This is a genomic window from Bacillus sp. m3-13 (assembly GCF_000175075.1).
GTDB lineage: Bacteria > Bacillota > Bacilli > Bacillales > Bacillaceae_I > Sutcliffiella_A > Sutcliffiella_A horikoshii_C.
On sequence record NZ_ACPC01000048.1, the window covers coordinates 71810 to 88669 of the forward strand.

18 protein-coding genes are annotated in these 16860 nt (G+C 41.2%); 15 read left to right on the forward strand and 3 right to left on the reverse strand.

Features of this window, described 5'->3' with window-relative positions; genetic code table 11:
* Positions 1 to 10: 10 nt before the first annotated feature.
* From M313_RS0120035 to M313_RS0120055, 5 genes are all read left to right on the forward strand, one after another.
* Positions 11 to 889: a LysR family transcriptional regulator gene (locus M313_RS0120035; protein WP_010199500.1), complete on the forward strand. Its 879-nt coding sequence runs from the start codon at positions 11 to 13 to the stop codon at positions 887 to 889.
* A 194-nt stretch (positions 890 to 1083) separates the two neighbouring features.
* A complete protein-coding gene (locus M313_RS0120040; protein WP_010199501.1) occupies positions 1084 to 1914 on the forward strand; it encodes an electron transfer flavoprotein subunit beta/FixA family protein in 831 nt (276 codons plus the stop codon).
* Positions 1911 to 2933 carry an electron transfer flavoprotein subunit alpha/FixB family protein gene (locus tag M313_RS0120045; RefSeq protein WP_010199502.1) on the forward strand — a complete coding sequence of 341 codons (1023 nt, stop codon included), beginning with the start codon at positions 1911 to 1913 and terminating at the stop codon, positions 2931 to 2933. The genes M313_RS0120040 and M313_RS0120045 overlap by 4 nt, the downstream gene beginning before the upstream one ends.
* Positions 2933 to 4228, forward strand: coding sequence for an FAD-dependent oxidoreductase (locus M313_RS0120050; protein WP_010199503.1), 1296 nt, complete (start codon positions 2933 to 2935; stop codon positions 4226 to 4228). Before M313_RS0120045 ends, M313_RS0120050 begins: the two co-directional genes overlap by 1 nt.
* Positions 4210 to 4524 carry a ferredoxin family protein gene (locus M313_RS0120055; RefSeq protein WP_029326618.1) on the forward strand — a complete coding sequence of 105 codons (315 nt, stop codon included), beginning with the start codon at positions 4210 to 4212 and terminating at the stop codon, positions 4522 to 4524. Before M313_RS0120050 ends, M313_RS0120055 begins: the two co-directional genes overlap by 19 nt.
* 611 nt (positions 4525 to 5135) lie before the next feature.
* Here M313_RS0120055 and M313_RS0120075 read toward each other — a convergent pair.
* Entirely contained in the window at positions 5136 to 5474 is a 339-nt protein-coding gene (locus tag M313_RS0120075) for a hypothetical protein (protein WP_010199510.1), read from the reverse strand.
* Between the two features lie 317 nt (positions 5475 to 5791).
* Positions 5792 to 6079, reverse strand: a complete 288-nt coding sequence (locus M313_RS0120085) for a hypothetical protein (RefSeq protein ID WP_010199514.1) — start codon at positions 6077 to 6079, stop codon at positions 5792 to 5794.
* Between the two features lie 102 nt (positions 6080 to 6181).
* On the opposite strand from M313_RS0120085, the gene M313_RS0120090 reads away from it, so the two are divergent.
* From M313_RS0120090 to dat, 3 genes are all read left to right on the forward strand, one after another.
* Positions 6182 to 7096 (forward strand): DUF899 family protein, encoded by a 915-nt coding sequence (locus tag M313_RS0120090; RefSeq protein ID WP_442778105.1) that lies wholly within the window; start codon positions 6182 to 6184, stop codon positions 7094 to 7096.
* A 97-nt stretch (positions 7097 to 7193) separates the two neighbouring features.
* Entirely contained in the window at positions 7194 to 7958 is a 765-nt protein-coding gene (gene xth, locus M313_RS0120095) for an exodeoxyribonuclease III (RefSeq protein ID WP_010199518.1), read from the forward strand.
* A 21-nt stretch (positions 7959 to 7979) separates the two neighbouring features.
* Positions 7980 to 8840 carry a D-amino-acid transaminase gene (gene dat, locus M313_RS0120100; RefSeq protein WP_010199521.1) on the forward strand — a complete coding sequence of 287 codons (861 nt, stop codon included), beginning with the start codon at positions 7980 to 7982 and terminating at the stop codon, positions 8838 to 8840.
* 165 nt (positions 8841 to 9005) lie between these two features.
* Here the strand turns inward: dat and M313_RS0120110 are convergent, their stop codons facing one another.
* Positions 9006 to 9764 carry an AraC family transcriptional regulator gene (locus tag M313_RS0120110; protein ID WP_083800987.1) on the reverse strand — a complete coding sequence of 253 codons (759 nt, stop codon included), beginning with the start codon at positions 9762 to 9764 and terminating at the stop codon, positions 9006 to 9008.
* Positions 9765 to 9948: 184 nt separating this feature from the next.
* Between M313_RS0120110 and M313_RS0120115 the strand changes: the two genes are divergently transcribed.
* From M313_RS0120115 to M313_RS0120140, 7 genes are all read left to right on the forward strand, one after another.
* The gene (locus tag M313_RS0120115; RefSeq protein WP_010199528.1) at positions 9949 to 11226 is read left to right on the forward strand and encodes a hypothetical protein; all 1278 of its coding nucleotides are present in this window, start codon (positions 9949 to 9951) and stop codon (positions 11224 to 11226) included.
* A 248-nt stretch (positions 11227 to 11474) separates the two neighbouring features.
* On the forward strand, positions 11475 to 11618 hold the full coding sequence (locus M313_RS25990; protein ID WP_157182526.1) for a hypothetical protein: 144 nt from the start codon (positions 11475 to 11477) through the stop codon (positions 11616 to 11618).
* 106 nt (positions 11619 to 11724) lie between these two features.
* Positions 11725 to 12954 (forward strand): aminopeptidase, encoded by a 1230-nt coding sequence (locus M313_RS0120120; RefSeq protein ID WP_010199530.1) that lies wholly within the window; start codon positions 11725 to 11727, stop codon positions 12952 to 12954.
* Between the two features lie 104 nt (positions 12955 to 13058).
* Complete coding sequence (locus M313_RS25470; protein WP_010199532.1) at positions 13059 to 13151, forward strand: YjcZ family sporulation protein; 93 nt, start codon at positions 13059 to 13061, stop codon at positions 13149 to 13151.
* 76 nt (positions 13152 to 13227) lie between these two features.
* Positions 13228 to 14451, forward strand: a complete 1224-nt coding sequence (locus tag M313_RS0120130) for an NADH:flavin oxidoreductase/NADH oxidase family protein (RefSeq protein ID WP_010199535.1) — start codon at positions 13228 to 13230, stop codon at positions 14449 to 14451.
* Positions 14452 to 14578: 127 nt separating this feature from the next.
* Positions 14579 to 15748, forward strand: coding sequence for a M20 family metallopeptidase (locus M313_RS0120135; protein WP_010199542.1), 1170 nt, complete (start codon positions 14579 to 14581; stop codon positions 15746 to 15748).
* A gap of 16 nt (positions 15749 to 15764) precedes the next feature.
* Positions 15765 to 16769, forward strand: a complete 1005-nt coding sequence (locus tag M313_RS0120140) for an LLM class flavin-dependent oxidoreductase (protein WP_010199545.1) — start codon at positions 15765 to 15767, stop codon at positions 16767 to 16769.
* Positions 16770 to 16860: the final 91 nt, after the last annotated feature.

Genomic DNA, 16860 nt, shown 5'->3' on the forward strand with positions numbered 1-16860 from the left:
GTGTGAATAGGTGGAACTTAATTGGCTCAAAACATTTGTAATCGCTGCAGAACATGGGAATTTCAGAAAAGCATCTGAACTATTGTATATCTCACAACCCACGGTGACTGTACATATCAAGCAATTAGAAAAGGAAGTAGGGGCGGATTTGTTTGTTCGAGAGGGAAGAAAAGTGATGTTGACCGAGGCGGGGAGAAGTTACTTAAAACATGTAAAAACGTTACTAGATTTTCATGAAGAGGGAATCTCGGAGTTGCAGTCTATTCAACAGGGGTTCACATCACAACTCACCATCGGAATCTCTCCATTGATCGCGGATACCATTTTGCCTTTTGTGCTAAAACAGTTCATCCAATCCCATTCGAACATAGGAATTTCCGTAAAAATTATTGAATCTATCAAAATTGAACAGGCAGTGGAACACGAAGAAGTGGATATCGGTTTATCATGTCTGCCTAACAGAAAAACGGATTTGAAATGCCATTCCTTATATGAAGATCCCTTGGTTTTGGTTGTTCCTCACGATGGCTTTGATTTGGAGACTGGATCACCACTCGACGAAGAGGATATCTTTCGCCAACATACATTATTGACGCACAATCACCCTGGGTATTGGGACGATTTATGTCAGAAGATAAAGTCAAAGTATCCATATACAAAAATGATGAAGGTGTCCCAGACGCATATTACTAAGAGATTTATTATTGAAGGACTTGGGGCATCTATTTTACCTGAATCGACGGTGAGGCGTGAAATTTTAGAAGGAAGGCTACTCGAAGTTGATTGCCGATCGATAATTTTACCCGATGCAAAGACGTACGCACTGATGAAATATGAGCATTCGTTGCAAAAGGAGTTTCTGAAGTTTTTATCTCAATATAGAATTTAACCTTGAAAATAACTAAAACATTACTCCCCAAACATTAGGAGTAATGTTTTTTCTTTTTCCCAGCTTGTCAACAAATCTATAAAAATCGGTATTTTCTCTTAATTAACTTTATATAGTAATAGTAGTGGGACGAATATTCATTACTAATCATCATGTCAAATAGACAAATAGATAATGGGCAGGAGGGAAAAGATTTGCTTCACATTGTTGCCTGTATAAAGCAAGTACCGGATACAAAAGTAATTAAGATGAATCCGAAAACGAATACGATGGACCGAGCCAGTGCACCGGCGATATTGAATCCTTATGATGCCCATGCGGTAGAAGAGGCTGTACGCCTGAAAAATAAATATGGAGGAACCGTATCAGTTGTCACGATGGGGCCACCACCAGCGGTTAAAGCCATTCGGAAATGCATCGAGATTGGGGCCGACGAGGGATATATGATTTCCGACAGGGCTTTTGCCGGAGCGGACACCTTAGCAACCAGTTATGCATTGACAAAGGCAATCAATAAGATCAGCGAAATCAAGCAGGTCGATTTGATTATTTGTGGGAAAATGACCATTGACGGAGATACAGGACAAGTAGGGCCCGGCATTGCCCGGCGTCTTGATATACCACCATTGACTTCTGTCAATAAAGTCGTCGAGATTCAAAAAGAGGATGGCTATATGGTGGTTCACAGGAAACTTGAAGATGGGTATGAAATCGTGCAGACCACATTGCCTTGTCTGCTTTCGGTAGAAAAAGAGATTAACGAGGTTCCTTATTCTTCTTTTCCTAACATGCTAAAGGCTGCCCGATATCAACCTGTTATTTGGTCGGTCAATGACCTGGAGGATATTGACCGAAAACAGCTAGGGTTAAAGGGCTCACCAACCATTGTTGCAAAAGTTTGGGCGCCTCCTAAACCAGAAGGTGGAAAGCTACTTGAGGGCAACCCGGATGAACAGGTACAAAAGCTACTTTCTGTGGTGTTGGAAAAGAAAGAGTTGTTTGCAGAAATGAGGGGATCGAAGTGAGTTTTGAGGATTATAGCGGGGTCTGGGTTTTCATTGAAGAAAATGAAGGGAAGATCGCACCGGTTTCCTTGGAACTGCTTGGGGCCGGTCGAACGCTTGCAGACAAACGTGGAGTGGAGCTTGCTGGAATTATCATTGGTGAAAATGTCACAGGGCTTTCAGATACAGTTTTTGAATATGGAGCAGATAAGGTTTATGTATATGACCAACCGATTTTCCAATTGTATCGTACGGAATCTTTTATGAAAGCACTACTCCATTGCAGTGAAAAGTACAAGCCGGAAATCATTTTGTACGGGGCCACTTCCACTGGTAAAGACCTTGCTAGTGCGGTAGCGACGGATCTTCCAACTGGCTTAACTGCAGACACAACCGAACTGGATGTAGAAGAGGATACAGGATTACTTTTGGCAAGTCGCCCGGCATTCGGGGGGAATATAATGGCGACCATCCTTTGTAAAAAGTACCGTCCGCAAATGGCTACGGTCCGTCCAAAAGTGATGAAAGCGCTCCAACCTGAGAAGGGTCGTACAGGTCAGTTAATTGCAGAGCAAATTGATATCAAAGAAGACGATATGCGTACAAAAGTATTAAAGATTGTCAGGGAAACCACCAAAAAGATAAGAATCGATGAAGCGGATATTGTCGTCGCTGGCGGAAAAGGTCTTGGAAGTGAACAAGGATTTGAACTTGTCCATCAACTTGCAAAAACGCTAGGAGGAGTGGTTGGGGCAAGCCGGGATGTAGTCGAAGCAGGCTGGATCGAGCACCATCATCAGGTCGGCCAGACTGGGGTCACGGTAACACCAAAGATTTATTTTGCCATCGGTATCTCCGGAGCGATCCAGCATATTGTGGGAATGAAGAACTCAGGATTGATTATCGCCATTAATAAAGACCCTGATGCGGCCATTTTTAATTCCTGCCATTATGGGATCGTCGGGGATGCATTTGAAATCGTCCCGTTGCTTGTAAAGGAATTCCATAAAGCTTTACATGGAGAGGAGGTAGAGGTTTAATGCCTGAAAAGTTCGATTGTATTGTGGTTGGTGCAGGCCCTGCGGGTATCTCTTGTGCATATGAACTTGCTAAAGGCGGTGCGAATGTTCTTCTTTTGGAAAGAGGGGAATACCCAGGATCTAAAAATGTAATGGGCGGAGTGCTATACAGAAAGATGATGGAGGATATTATTCCTGATTTTCATAAAGAAGCCCCGCTAGAAAGGCCCATTGTCGAGCAGCGTTTTATGATGATGGACAAGGAATCCGCCGTTACATTTGGTTACAAAGGCCTGGAGTGGGCACAGGAACCTTATAATAATTTCACCGTCTTAAGGGCGAAGTTTGATCAATGGTTTGCCGGAAAAGCAGTGGAACAGGGGGCATTACTTGTCAATGAAACGGTAGTCTTGGAGTGTATTGTGGAAAACGGAAAAGTCGTGGGGGTAAGGACAGATCGTCCTGACGGGGAAGTCTTTGCAGATGTAGTGGTCCTTGCAGATGGTGTGAATTCCTTGCTAGGTAAATCGCTTGGTTTCCACAAGGAATATCGCCCTGATGAAGTGGCTCTTGCCACAATGGAAATTATCAAGCTAGACAGTAAGGTGATTGAGGATCGTTTCAACCTCGAAAAGAACCAGGGCTGTACTATTGAGCTTTTGGGAGATGCCACGAAAGGGATACTAGGAACAGGATTCCTGTATACAAATAAAGATACTTTAAGTATCGGGGTCGGAACACTTCTATCCGGATTAATCGAGCATAAAATAAGACCATATGAACTGTTGGAGTATGTGAAGACACATCCTATGGTACGACCGTATCTTGCTGGGGGGGAGCCAGTTGAATACCTGGCTCATCTAATTCCTGAGGGTGGCTTGAAATCAATGGGGCGTATCGTGGCAGACGGGGTATTAGTGGTAGGGGACGCGGCACAGCTCGTGAATGCCATCCACCGCGAAGGATCGAACCTTGCCATGACTTCAGGTAGATTGGCGGCATCCACTATTCTTGAAGCCATGTCTGTAGGGGATTTCTCCGAACGGACACTGGATCAGTATCGCGTTAATTTAATGAAGAGCTTTGTTGGTCAGGATATGAAAAAGTACAAGGATTCCACTCATCACTTTAATAAGTTTCCACAATACTTTGATCAGTACATCCCAATGGTAAACAGAGCAGCCAGCCAGATGTTTACAGTTGATGGTAAGTCCAAGTGGGAAAAGCAGAAAAAGATCTGGAAGGACCTTGGCTCACCAAAAGAGAAACTCAAACTAGCCCGTGATGCATACCGGGCATGGAAGGTGATGAAGTAATGAGTGAACAGAAAAAGGGTCAGACTATCGAAGAAAAACAATACCTGGTTCGCTTTAATGCTGATACCAAATCACATTTGACCGTCATGGATGAAGATATCTGTTTAACAAAATGCCCCGATAAAATCTGTACAATCTTTTGTCCAGCAGAGATTTACAAATGGGAAAATATTCGGATGCATGTCGGGTACGAGGGTTGCCATGAATGTGGAAGCTGCAGAATTGGTTGTCCCCATCAAAATATCAAATGGGAGTACCCAAAAGGCGGTCATGGAATTGTGTTCCGTTTAGCATAAGAGTCTATCGCATTAGCGGTGGGCTTTTTTTGTTCTTTAGGAGATTAAAAATAATTAAATTGATGATAGTCTTCAGAGTAATTCTTGACGGCGGAATGAACACCTCGGTGGTGTCAAGGAAATGGGAAAAGAGCAGTCCTCATGGGGGTATGAAGACATCAGTAACGAGAAAACAGGAGGAGACAAGTCCTCATCGGGGTTATGAAGACATCAATAACGAAAAATCAGGAGGAGAGAAGTCCTCATTGGGGTTATGAAGACATCAGTGACGAAAAAACAGGAGGAGACAAGTCCTCATCGGTGTTATGAAGACATCAGTGACGAGAAATTAGGAGGAGTGAGGTCCTCATCGGCAATATGAAGCCCTTGCTGACAAGGGGTTTTATTGAAATAGTCAAATGTGAGCGCAAAGGGAAGAACGGTCAAGGTCAATTTTTCAAAGCTATGAGAAAATTATGATATTGTGGGGAGTTTTACCCCGCGTAAGCGATTTTGTTCATACTAAAGTGGGTTTTTAAAGAGGGAACCTAGTGACAGAGCATATGTATATTCTTTCACAAACGTTTGCAAAAAGAAAAACATGGCGTTTTTCTTTTTTTACACTTTTTTCTTTACCCGGCTATTGTATATAGCTGCCCATCGCTTGCAATCCGTTCTACTTCTGAAGTGTAATCAATTGCCTCATCAATGGATAAGAAGAAAGAGGAAACATACAGGGGATGCTTATAGTCAAAACCTCCACCGATTTCTGCCGGGAATACAACTACTTGCCAGTGGTAATAATCTTCTCCTGTGCCCATTGCTCTGCCTTCAAGGGCAATCAACCAATGGCTATAATTGTCACAGCACTCAAAGTCCGTTACTTTTTCCAGAAAAATTACAAGATCATCCTTATTAATCGGAACCAAAGACTTTGGATAAAATTCTCCATAATTAGGAGCTTCTCTCATAAACATCTCTCCTTTACATGAAATTTGGGTAAGTAGTAGTTGTATTATTATATGAAGGTACACCTTAAATATTTTGTGTTTTAAGAAAATTTAATTTATTTTACACAAAAAACCGAGTCCCACTGGAACCCGGCCATTTCTATTCATTATCTGTGGTGAAAAAAGTCGCTAAATGCCTTTACAAATTCAATCCCTTGAAATAGTAAGAGACTTAAAGAAGTAAACGAAAAAAAGCTGATAGCTATGATGCGAACCCATAACATGATCACATTCCTCCTTCATTATTTTTTAATAAGAATGAGGCAGATCATGATGCATTAAATATAACTCCCCTGGTAGAAAACTGTCACAAGGTGAAATTTTATTTTGGTACCTGGTTGTTCAGCAATGTGGGAGATGAAGATGTTTGTAAAAAAATTACCGTTAGATACTATTCCAGTAATGCCCTCGTCATCGGGATTTTCAACCAAAGAGGCATTCTCCAGCTCGAAATAAAAGGATTTCTCATAAATAGCTAGAATACTATTGGGAGTGGAATGATTAAGATTAAAAAGGGCAGTCACTATAAAAATAGTAAACATCGATACTATTCTTAGTATATACATTCCATCCCTCCCGACCAAACATAATGTTATTAACATCTTATATGATTCACAAGGTAAAGAACAGTGTATGTTATTGACAAATTTCTTCTATTTTAAAAAGGAGTGGCCGTATTGAACCAAACGGAAATATTAACAGAAATTCAACAGCTCGAGAAGGAAATTCTTGATAAGAAAAAGCAGTTGGCAGAAATGAAACGCAACATTGAAAAAGAAAAAGTCGATAATTATATCTTCTCGTCTTTTCAAAACGAAAAGGTAAGCTTGTCAGAGTTGTTTGAAGATAAAGATGAGTTATTCGTGGTGCACAATATGGGGAAAAATTGTTCCTATTGCACGATGTGGGCAGATGGATTTAATAGTGTGTTCCACCATATTCGCAGAAAGACAGCATTTGTCGTGTCGACTCCAGATGAACCTGAAGTGCAAGAAAACTATGTAGCTGAAAGAAGATGGAATTTCCCAGTTGTCTCCACCAAAGGAACATCATTCAAAGAAGATATGGGGTTTGTTGTAAATGAAGGGTTTTACCCGGGGGTGACGGTCTTTTCAAAAGATGATAATGGTGTTATATACCGTCATGCAAGTTCCTTTTTCGGACCAGGAGATGATTTTTGTTCGGTATGGCCATTATTCGATCTACTTCCTTCTGGCTATGAAGATTATAAACCAAGTAAGAAAATCAATGACCGTTCACCTTATCAGTTGACCAATAACATAGCTATACAAGTGAAAAACTATGAGAATGCTATTGAGTTTTATCACCAAATCCTAGGGATGAAACCTGAAAAAAGCACAGCTTCTGAAACTCTATTTACTATGAATGGCACGAATTTATATTTAGAGAATCATAATCAGGGTAATAATCCATCCGTATTTTTCGAATTCGCTGTTGATAATATTGAAGATGTTAAGAAAGTCTTAATCGCAAATAACTGCATCATTACTAAGGAGTTTAGTGAGAAGAGTGTGATGGTTAGTGACCCATACGGATTAAAATTTCATCTTTTTCAAGTGTAGGGACCATGCTTGGAATCGCTTTTCTTTTTGAAAAGCGGTTCTTTTTGTTATACTGGGCTAAATATAGTAATAGTTTAGAAGGGAATTATATGCAACTATGAAACTTGTATCGTGGAATGTGAATGGAATAAGAGCTTGTGTTAAAAAAGGATTTATGGATTATTTTAACGACATGGATGCGGACATTTTCTGCATTCAAGAAACAAAGCTTCAAGAGGGACAAATCGATTTAGATACTCCAGGATATTATCAATATTGGAACTATGCAATCAAAAAAGGATATTCAGGTACGGCTGTTTTCACTAAAATGAAACCACTGCAAGTGCGCTATGGGCTGGATGAGAAAAAGGCAGAAGAGTGTGAACCTGAAGGAAGGATTCTCACACTCGAGTATGAGGATTTTTTCTTAGTAAATGTGTACACTCCAAATTCTCAGCGAGATTTGGCCAGACTCCCGTTCAGACTGGATTGGGAGGACCGTTTCTTAGCTTACATAAAAATGCTGGATCAGCAGAAGTCCGTTATTGTTTGCGGCGATCTCAACGTTGCACACGCGGAAATCGACTTGAAAAACCCTAAATCTAACCGCAATAATTCTGGCTTTACAGAAGAAGAAAGAGGCAAGATGACCAGATTACTAGGTGAAGGTTTTTCAGATACATTCCGCCACTTTTATCCTGAACTGACAGACAAATACACATGGTGGTCGTATATGAATAAGGTCCGTGAGAGGAATATCGGTTGGCGTATTGATTATTTCATCGTTTCCGATAACTTAAAGGGTTCATTGAAGGACGCTGAAATACACTCTGATATTATGGGAAGCGACCATTGCCCTGTTGTACTTATTTTGAATAAATAACACAGTCGGAGGTGCTGAAAAATGAAAGTATTGCTGAATGATGAGATTATGGAAAGAAATAAAGCAAAAGTGGATATTGAAGACAGAGGGTATCAATTTGGCGATGGGGTGTATGAGGTTGTCAACATCTATGACGGAGTTCCTTTTACACTTAAAGAGCATATCGCAAGGTTATATAGAAGTGCGAAGGAAATAGGCATTCACCTAAATGAACAACCTGAACAACTTTGTAACAGATTGCTTGACCTTATTAAAGCTAATAACATGAAAAAGGGAGGACTTTACCTTCAAATTTCAAGAGGAGTCTCTAACCGGTCACACCAATATGATCAAACACTAACTCCCCAACTTGTTGCCTATCCTCTTCCTTATAAAAGTGTACAAGTTGCGCAAACAAATGGAGTGGAAGCCATAACGGCAGAAGACTTGCGATGGCTTCGATGTGATATTAAAAGCCTCAACCTACTCTACAATATTATGGTCAAGCAAAAAGCAAGCGAGGCGGGTGCATTTGAGTCAATTCTTATTAGAGACGGGATTGTAACAGAAGGTTCATCTTCTAATATTTTCATTGTTAAAGACGGAATTCTCCGGACCCATCCAGCCAATAACTTGATCTTGAACGGGATTACGAGAACGAAACTGTTAGAAATCATGGATGCGAATAGTTGGGACTATAAAATTCAACCCTTCAATAAAGAGGAACTGATGGAGGCAGATGAAGTATTCCTCACATCGACAACCAGCGAAGTCATGCCTATCATCAAAATCGACGGTGTCACGTTTTCACAAGCAAAGCCAGGCTTATATACAAGCAAGTTTCAAGCAGCCTTCCGTGAAGCAGTCAAATCAGAAACGAAAACGACCACCGAAAAAGCATAGATTATAATAAATGTAGAACCCTTATTGATTGTAGTGAAAGGAGCGAAGACTAATGCGGGAGGAAGGGACATGGGAGACCCCGGAAGGCGAAGCCAGAGGAGGCTCCCGGACCGCCCGCGGAAAGCGAAGCAACTGGAACGGAGATCAACAGTCAATGTTGTTTATTTAAGTCTTCTTAACTTGTGAAGGCGGGATCCCCATCCACTTTTTAAACATCCTGTTAAAATACGACTGATCGCAATAACCTAAATGCTCCGCAATCTCCTTAATCGTCATCTTCGTTGTACTAATTAAATTCCAAGCATTATTGATGCGAGTTTGATGAAGATACTGAATAGGGGTGATCCCTAATACCTCTTTAAACAACACGGTAACATAATTCGGTGTCACCCCAATTAAAACTGCCAATTCCTCTATTGTAATATTTCGGCGATAATGCTGTAGAATATATTCCTGCATGTCACGGACAGATGTTTCTTTTACAGGAGAAGTATGCCATTCTGCTTTCTCCTGAGCAATCATGATCAGAAGCTCCAATAAGATATTCTGAGACAATTCCTCATGAAAAACCCTCTTACTAAGCCACTGCTCATTTAAAAAAGTCAGCCGTTGTTCATAATAAGCAGACTTACGTGGTTTAAATGAAACAATCTCATTTTCCACAAAATGTTGATAGGTTCTCTCGTTGTTCTCAAAAACGACGGTATATTTACGATGTCCCACGACGATATCGTTTTTCCAAGACCTCGTGTACGTTGAAGGGATAAACAAAAGATCCCCTTTCGTCAATTCCATAAGCTGACCTTCTACCTGGTAATGAACTTTTCCTTCTGTAACATAAACAAGCGTGTCTAGACCCTTTGCTTTTTCCACGTCCCAATGTGGCGAAATATCGTAGAAAACCCCATGAATAGTGGGCATCATACTCCCTCCATTCTAATAAAATCGATGAATTATCCAATTAGTATAGTTTTGTCTATTTTCACATAAGGATATATTTTGTATGATTATTATATCATTTTCAGCAAAGAATTTGATTGAATAAAAAATACAAAAGCATGAAATATACAATGTCATTCCAATTTATTGGATGAAAGGGGCAAAAGAAATGCCAACCAACGAATATAAAAATCTACCAACTAAAGTGAAAAAGTTTTTTGATCGTCAATTTCATGATTCCTACGGACTTTTTGAAGCTTCACGAAATCCACGAACAGGTTTATATGCAGATGGTTATATGACCCTTGGAGCAAATCCTGATTTTCGCTCCTCCATAGCTGCCACTGGTGTCGGTTTGATCAGTCTTGCTATCGCTGATCTAGAAGGGTGGGATGATAATGCGGCTACTAAAGCATTAATTACCTTGCAAGGGGTGTCTGGGGAAATAGAGGGATGCCAGGTTGCCAGAGATGATAAATCTGGTTTCTTTGCACACTTTGTAGATATGGAAACAGGAGAAAACCTGAATTCCGAGTATTCTACAATCGATACGACCCTTCTCCTAACGGGTGCACTTTTTGCAGGAAACCATTTCACAAAAAAAGAGCCAAGGATATTGGAGATGGCTGAAAAACTTCTTTACTCTATTGATTGGAGTATCGTGGTTGCAGATAAAGATAAAGGTGTCATTAATATGATAGCTAAAGACGGGGAAGGGATTGCTCCTCTACCGGCCTATAATGAATATGTAATGGTCTCTTACCTTGCTCTATTAGGGAAACCTAATAATGAAAACATCCAGGCACTTTGGTTGAACAATTTTGCAGAAGATAATATCAAGGAACTTCCCCAAGAAGAGTTCCGTGGGCTAGCCATTCTAAACGATCATCCCGGTGCATTTTTATCATCCTTCGTTCAACAGTTTCCTTATTATCTAGTACCGGAATATGCAGAAAGTAAAACTTATCTGGAATACTATAAGAATGCTTGTCTTGCTGACAGAATGAAATGGAAAGAGCTCGAGGATGTACCATCTTATATATGGGGCTATGGTGCAGGCCCAAATGACGGGCTATTCGATGGCTATCATGCGGACAGAATTAAAGATGCTCCACACAATATTGCCTCATCCTACATTATTGGGGGCTATCTGCCTGTGTATCCTGCAGGAATCTATGACCTGTACGCACAATATTCTCTGCACATCCCGTATGATGTGTATTCTAATCCAGAGGATAAAGAGGACGAAGAAAAATACAAAGCGGCTTACAAATTTGGACTACACCGCATTTCCTGGTGGCATCTTGAGCAACCAAACCGCTGGTACCCAACAAAAGTAACCCTAATCGACTGGAGCAGCATGCTCTATGGTCTAGCCGCATTCAAACACGGCATGAAACTATTCAGCTCAAACCTCCCGAGAGTAAATGAGGTTTTAAATAAGTAAAAGTATGGTAACCAAATACCATGTTGTTCGTAGTGCAAGGTGCAAAGACGCCCTCGGGAGGAAGGGACAGGGGAGACTCCGCAACGAAGGTGGCCACTGAAAAAGTCTTTGATGTTAGATTTTTTTAAGACACCGCTGTTGATTTCCGCAAACGGCTTCGCTTTCCACGGGGCGACCTTGAGCCTCCTCGGGCTACGCCCTGCGGGGTCTCAACATTGTCGCTACTCCCCCGTAGGAGTCTTCGCCTATTGCTTCAATCATCAGCTATAAATTATCCAAAAGATAGGTTACTAGGTTTTGCAGTGGCCTCCAACGAAGTGAGGAGGCTCCCGGACCGCCCGCAGGCAAGCGAAGCACCTGGAACGGAGATCAACAGTAAATGCAACCTTTAGGCAGGACCAACTATGGTTCCTGCCTTTTTGCGTTAGAAAACTAGACAAATCCTAGGGAACATGATATTTTTTGGGAACAAAGGAAAAATCTTAGGGGGTATACATAATGAGCAATCTTCAAACAACCATGGAAAAATACGCTGAACTTGCAGTAAAAGTCGGAGTAAATATACAAAAAGGCCAAACACTAATTGTAAACGCTGACATTGCTACAGCACCTTTCGTTAGGCTTGTTACAAAAAAAGCATATGAAGCAGGAGCAAAACTTGTTCAGATTGAATGGTCCGATGAACAAGTAACAAGAATCCGTTACGATAAAGCTCCAGACGAGTCCTTTGAATATTTCCCTGGCTGGAGAGCGGAAATGCTAGAGAAGGCATTCGGAGAAGGAGCAGCAATGCTTGCTATTACATCCGTAAACCCAGATCTGCTAAAAGGTGTAGATGCTTCAAAAATCGCAAACTTACAAAAAGCAGCAGGGGAAGCAACCAAAGCCTATCGTAATATGGTTATGGCTGATAAAATCAGCTGGTCTATTGTGGCTGTGCCATCTAAAGGCTGGTCAGCAAAAGTATTCCCTGAACTATCAGAACAAGAGCAGGAAGAAAAGTTATGGGAAGCTATTTTCCATGCAACAAGAGCAAATCTTGAGGATCCAGTTCAAGCTTGGATGGACCACAAGGAGAAACTTAGTGAGAAAGTGGATTTCTTAAACAATAAAAAGTTTAAATCCCTTCATTATAAAGCTGAAGGTACAGACCTAACGATTGAGTTAGCTGAAAAGCATGTTTGGATTGGACCGGAAAGCATTAACGAAAATGGCGTTGCCTTTATTGCCAACATGCCAACAGAGGAAGTTTTCACCACACCACTTAAAACAGGAGTTAATGGAACGGTGAGAAGCTCCAAGCCATTGAACTACGGCGGAAATATGATTGATAATTTTTCTATTACGTTTGAAAACGGAAAAATTGTTTCATTTGAAGCAGAGGAAGGAAATGAAACGCTACAGAAATTAATTGAAACAGATGAGGGTTCACAATATTTGGGAGAAGTAGCACTTGTCCCACATGACTCACCAATTTCAAATACCAATCTTATTTTCTATAACACGTTATTTGATGAAAATGCATCACACCATTTAGCGATAGGAAATGCCTATTCCTTTGCCCTTGAAGGCGGCAAACAGATGTCAGAAGAAGACCTTGAAGCAGCAGGGGCAAATTCAAGTATTACCCATGTTGATTTCATGATCGGATCAAGCGACATGGATATTGACGGGATCACACACGATGGGGAACGAGTACCGTTGTTCCGCCAAGGCAATTGGGCATAAATCTCTAACAACACATTTCCTGCCTAAAAAATACTCCTTAGCCTATACGTAGGACTAGTATCATGCATAAATTGTATTGTAGTCTACGTGAAGGAGGGAATTGTATGTCAGGTGGAAATTATGGTGGAGGATTTGCGCTGATTGTAGTGCTTTTCATTATTTTGATTATCGCAGGTGCAGGTGCGTTAAGATACTAATAAACGAATGGTTGGAGTGTTCTTCCAACCATTTTTTCATATCCTTGTAAGGACAAGCGTAGGGGGAGGTTAGATTATGGCTGAATTACACGACATACTGTTGCTCCCAAATGGGGTTAATATAAAAAACAGATTTTTTAAAGCAGCGATGAGCGAAGGGATGGCTGACGAACACAATAAACCGACAAAAAAACTGGTTCGTCTTTATGAGACTTGGGCAGAGAGTGAAGCAGGTATCGTTGTGACAGGCAATGTCATGGTCGATAAACGTGCGCTTGGGGAACCTCGAAATGTCGTCGTGGAAAATGAAAAAGATTTAGATTTATTGAAGAGTTGGGCGAATGCAGGAACAAAGAACGGCACTCACCTTTGGATGCAAATCAATCATCCAGGCAAACAAGTTTTTAAAGGAATCGTAAAAGAAGCGGTTGCTCCGTCCAAAGTGGAGTTTGACCCGAAACTCCAGCGTTACTTTCCCATAGCAAGAGAGCTGCAAGAAGAAGAAATCTTTGACATCATCCAACGATTTGCCAACTCTGCTAAAATTGCCAAGAAAGCTGGATTTACCGGTGTTCAGCTTCATGGTGCACATGGTTATCTCATCAGTCAGTTTTTATCACCACGACATAATAAAAGAACAGACCAGTGGGGAGGTTCACTTGAAAACCGAATGAGATTTCTGTTGGAAATCTATAAAACGGTTCGAAAAGAAGTTGGTGACTCTTTCCCGATTGGAGTGAAACTTAATTCTGCAGACTTTATGAAGGCAGGATTTACAGAGGATGAAGCATTACAGGTTATCCAGACATTAGATCAACTGGGAATAGACTTGATTGAAGTTTCAGGTGGTTCCTATGAAAGCCCGCAAATGACAGGTGTAAATGTAAAAGAAAGTACCAAGAAAAGGGAAGCGTACTTTCTTGAATTCGCCTCAGAAGCTAAGAAGGTTTCAAAAGCACCGCTTGTTGTCACCGGAGGATTCAGGACATTAAGTGGAATGAAGGAAGCAATTCTTGAAGGGGCAACATCGATGGTGGGATTAGCTCGCCCGATGGCCGTCTATCCTTATCTTCCTAAAGAACTTCTGCTAGGAAAAAGGGAATCAATTGAATTAGCGCCTAGAAAGACAGGAATAAAACTAGTGGATCAAACCGCCATGCTAGAATTGACATGGTACAGCAATCAGTTAGAGCGAATAGGAAAAGGAAAGCCAACAAATCCGGAACTGTCTCCAAAAGTGGCACTACTACAGACACTATGGAAAAATGGAATAGATGTCTTCCAAATGAGAAGAGTATAATGCTGAGGGAGCTTCCAATAAGTTGGGAGCTCCCTTATTTATCATGAGGCAAAATATTATTATTTGAATAAACTTCGTGTTACTATATTTCCATTCACTAAATAAATTGGGCAAAGGGGATTAATAGATGAAGCAAATCCTAATAGATTTCCTTGATTCACATGAAAATGATTTCTTTGAGATTAGTACATATATAGGGGAAAACCCTGAACTTGGACATGAGGAATTCAAATCAGCAAAAGTCCTCTCAGATAAACTTTCTGAACACGGCTTTGACGTTGAATTAGGTACTTGTGGGCTAGCAACGGCTTTTGAAGCTGTATTTGACAGTGGGAGACCAGGTCCAACCATCGGGTTTATGTGTGAATATGACGCCCTACCTGAGATTGGACATGCTTGCGGTCATAATTTAATAGGCACAATGGGTATCGCAGCCGGTATTGCCACAAGTAAAGTAATAAAAGAGACTGGCGGCAAAGTGATTGTCTATGGGACTCCTGCAGAAGAGACCAAAGGCGGCAAGGTGACAATGGCTGAGCAAGGTGTCTTTGATAAATTGGATGTAGCTATGATGGTTCATCCACTTCATTCCTATGTGAAGAGCGGGTCTTCGCTTGCGATGGATGCAATCCAATTCGAATTCTTCGGGAAACCTGCCCATGCAGCCGCGAACCCTGAAAAAGGGATTAATGCTTTAGATGCTGTGATTCAGACTTTTAACGGTATAAATGCACTAAGACAACACGTTACCAGCGATACACGTATTCATGGAATCATTCCTGAAGGTGGAAAAGCAGCAAACGTGGTGCCTGATTATGCCGTTGCTCAATTTTACGTGCGTGCTAAAACACGCAGTTATGTGAATGAATTGGTAGAAAAAGTGAAATCTATAGCAGAAGGCGCAGCGATGATGACGGGGGCCACCATGAAAATGTCCAATTATGAACTATCCTACGATAACATGGTGACCAATGAAACACTTTCAGATATCTTTACAGAACAACTGGTTTCTCTTGGAGTGGACTCCGGAGAGATTGTTGAGAACAGAGACGGATCTGGATCATTGGATATGGGAAATGTAAGTTTAGTAGTCCCTTCCATTCACCCTTATATAAAAATCTGCAATGAGATGTATAGCTGCCATACCACTGAATTCCGTGATGCAGCATTGAGCGAGCAAGGAAAAGAGGCAATGATCCTTGGAGCAAAAGCAATGGCAACAACCGCATATGAACTTTTAACCAATCAAGAGCTTCTAGTGAAAATAAAAGAAGAGTTCGAGAAGGCTCCAAAGTAAGAAAGGAGAATAAATGATGACCGTACGAAATAACCAGATACCATTATCCGTCTTGGATCTAGCCCCAATTGTAGAAGGAAGTAATGCTCAGACATCTTTTAAAAATAGTGTAGAACTTGCAAGACATGTGGAAAGTTTAGGTTTTACCCGCTATTGGCTTGCTGAACACCATAATATGAGAGGAATCGCAAGTTCTGCAACATCTGTCGTGATCGGGCATATAGCAGGGGCAACAAAGTCCATAAGAGTTGGGTCCGGCGGCATTATGCTACCTAATCATGCCCCGCTTGTCATTGCAGAACAGTTTGGAACGTTGGAATCCTTATATCCAGGTAGAATCGACCTTGGGCTCGGCCGGGCACCAGGAAGTGACCAACTGACTGCGGCGGCACTTAGACGCGAACGCAGAACAGGGGGAGAGGATTTCCCTAATCAGTTAGCGGAATTACGCTCCTATTTTCATCCAGATGGGACTACTAGAGTAAAAGCGGTACCTGGAGAAGGATTGGATGTTCCGATTTGGTTGCTCGGTTCAAGTGGGTTCAGCGCAAAACTTTCTGCTGAACAAGGACTGCCTTTTGCATTTGCCAGTCATTTTTCACCAGATTATACCCTGCCAGCACTTCAAATCTATCGCAGTTCTTTTAAGCCATCAGAACATTTGGAGAAACCATATGCCATGATTGGTGTAAACGTAATAGCTGCTGATAGTGATGAGGAAGCTGAATACCTAGCGACATCCATTCAGCAACAATTCCTTAATTTAATCCGCGGTAACCCAGGCCAATTGAAGCCACCTGTGGAAGACATGGACTCCCTGTGGAGTGAGTATGAGAAACATGTGGTTGCACAACAGTTGAAATACACCGTTACGGGTAAAGCAGAAACAGTTAAGAAGAAACTTGAAGCAATAGTGGAAGAAACACAAGCAGACGAACTAATTGTGAATACTCATGTGTATGATCAGCAGGCAAGGTTAAAATCATATCAGATTTTGGCAGATGCTTGGTTTGGACAATAGTCATATTTTGACCTCTACTTTTTGGGTAGGGGTTTTGTTTTGTTTTGTTATTGGGAACCATGATTAGTATTAGCGGTAACTTTAAAGTTTG

Excerpts from the sequence above, each read along its gene's own strand:
- M313_RS0120140 (WP_010199545.1), top strand. The coding sequence starts at position 15,765 with ATGACCGTACGAAATAACCAGATACCATTATCCGTCTTGGATCTAGCC.
- M313_RS0120115 (WP_010199528.1), top strand. The coding sequence starts at position 9,949 with ATGCCAACCAACGAATATAAAAATCTACCAACTAAAGTGAAAAAGTTT.
- M313_RS0120110 (WP_083800987.1), bottom strand. The coding sequence starts at position 9,764 with ATGATGCCCACTATTCATGGGGTTTTCTACGATATTTCGCCACATTGG.
- xth (WP_010199518.1), top strand. The coding sequence starts at position 7,194 with ATGAAACTTGTATCGTGGAATGTGAATGGAATAAGAGCTTGTGTTAAA.
- M313_RS25470 (WP_010199532.1), top strand. The coding sequence starts at position 13,059 with ATGTCAGGTGGAAATTATGGTGGAGGATTTGCGCTGATTGTAGTGCTT.
- M313_RS0120075 (WP_010199510.1), bottom strand. The coding sequence starts at position 5,474 with ATGAGAGAAGCTCCTAATTATGGAGAATTTTATCCAAAGTCTTTGGTT.
- M313_RS0120130 (WP_010199535.1), top strand. The coding sequence starts at position 13,228 with ATGGCTGAATTACACGACATACTGTTGCTCCCAAATGGGGTTAATATA.
- dat (WP_010199521.1), top strand. The coding sequence starts at position 7,980 with ATGAAAGTATTGCTGAATGATGAGATTATGGAAAGAAATAAAGCAAAA.
- M313_RS0120135 (WP_010199542.1), top strand. The coding sequence starts at position 14,579 with ATGAAGCAAATCCTAATAGATTTCCTTGATTCACATGAAAATGATTTC.
- M313_RS0120050 (WP_010199503.1), top strand. The coding sequence starts at position 2,933 with ATGCCTGAAAAGTTCGATTGTATTGTGGTTGGTGCAGGCCCTGCGGGT.
- M313_RS0120055 (WP_029326618.1), top strand. The coding sequence starts at position 4,210 with ATGGAAGGTGATGAAGTAATGAGTGAACAGAAAAAGGGTCAGACTATC.
- M313_RS0120085 (WP_010199514.1), bottom strand. The coding sequence starts at position 6,079 with ATGTATATACTAAGAATAGTATCGATGTTTACTATTTTTATAGTGACT.
- M313_RS0120120 (WP_010199530.1), top strand. The coding sequence starts at position 11,725 with ATGAGCAATCTTCAAACAACCATGGAAAAATACGCTGAACTTGCAGTA.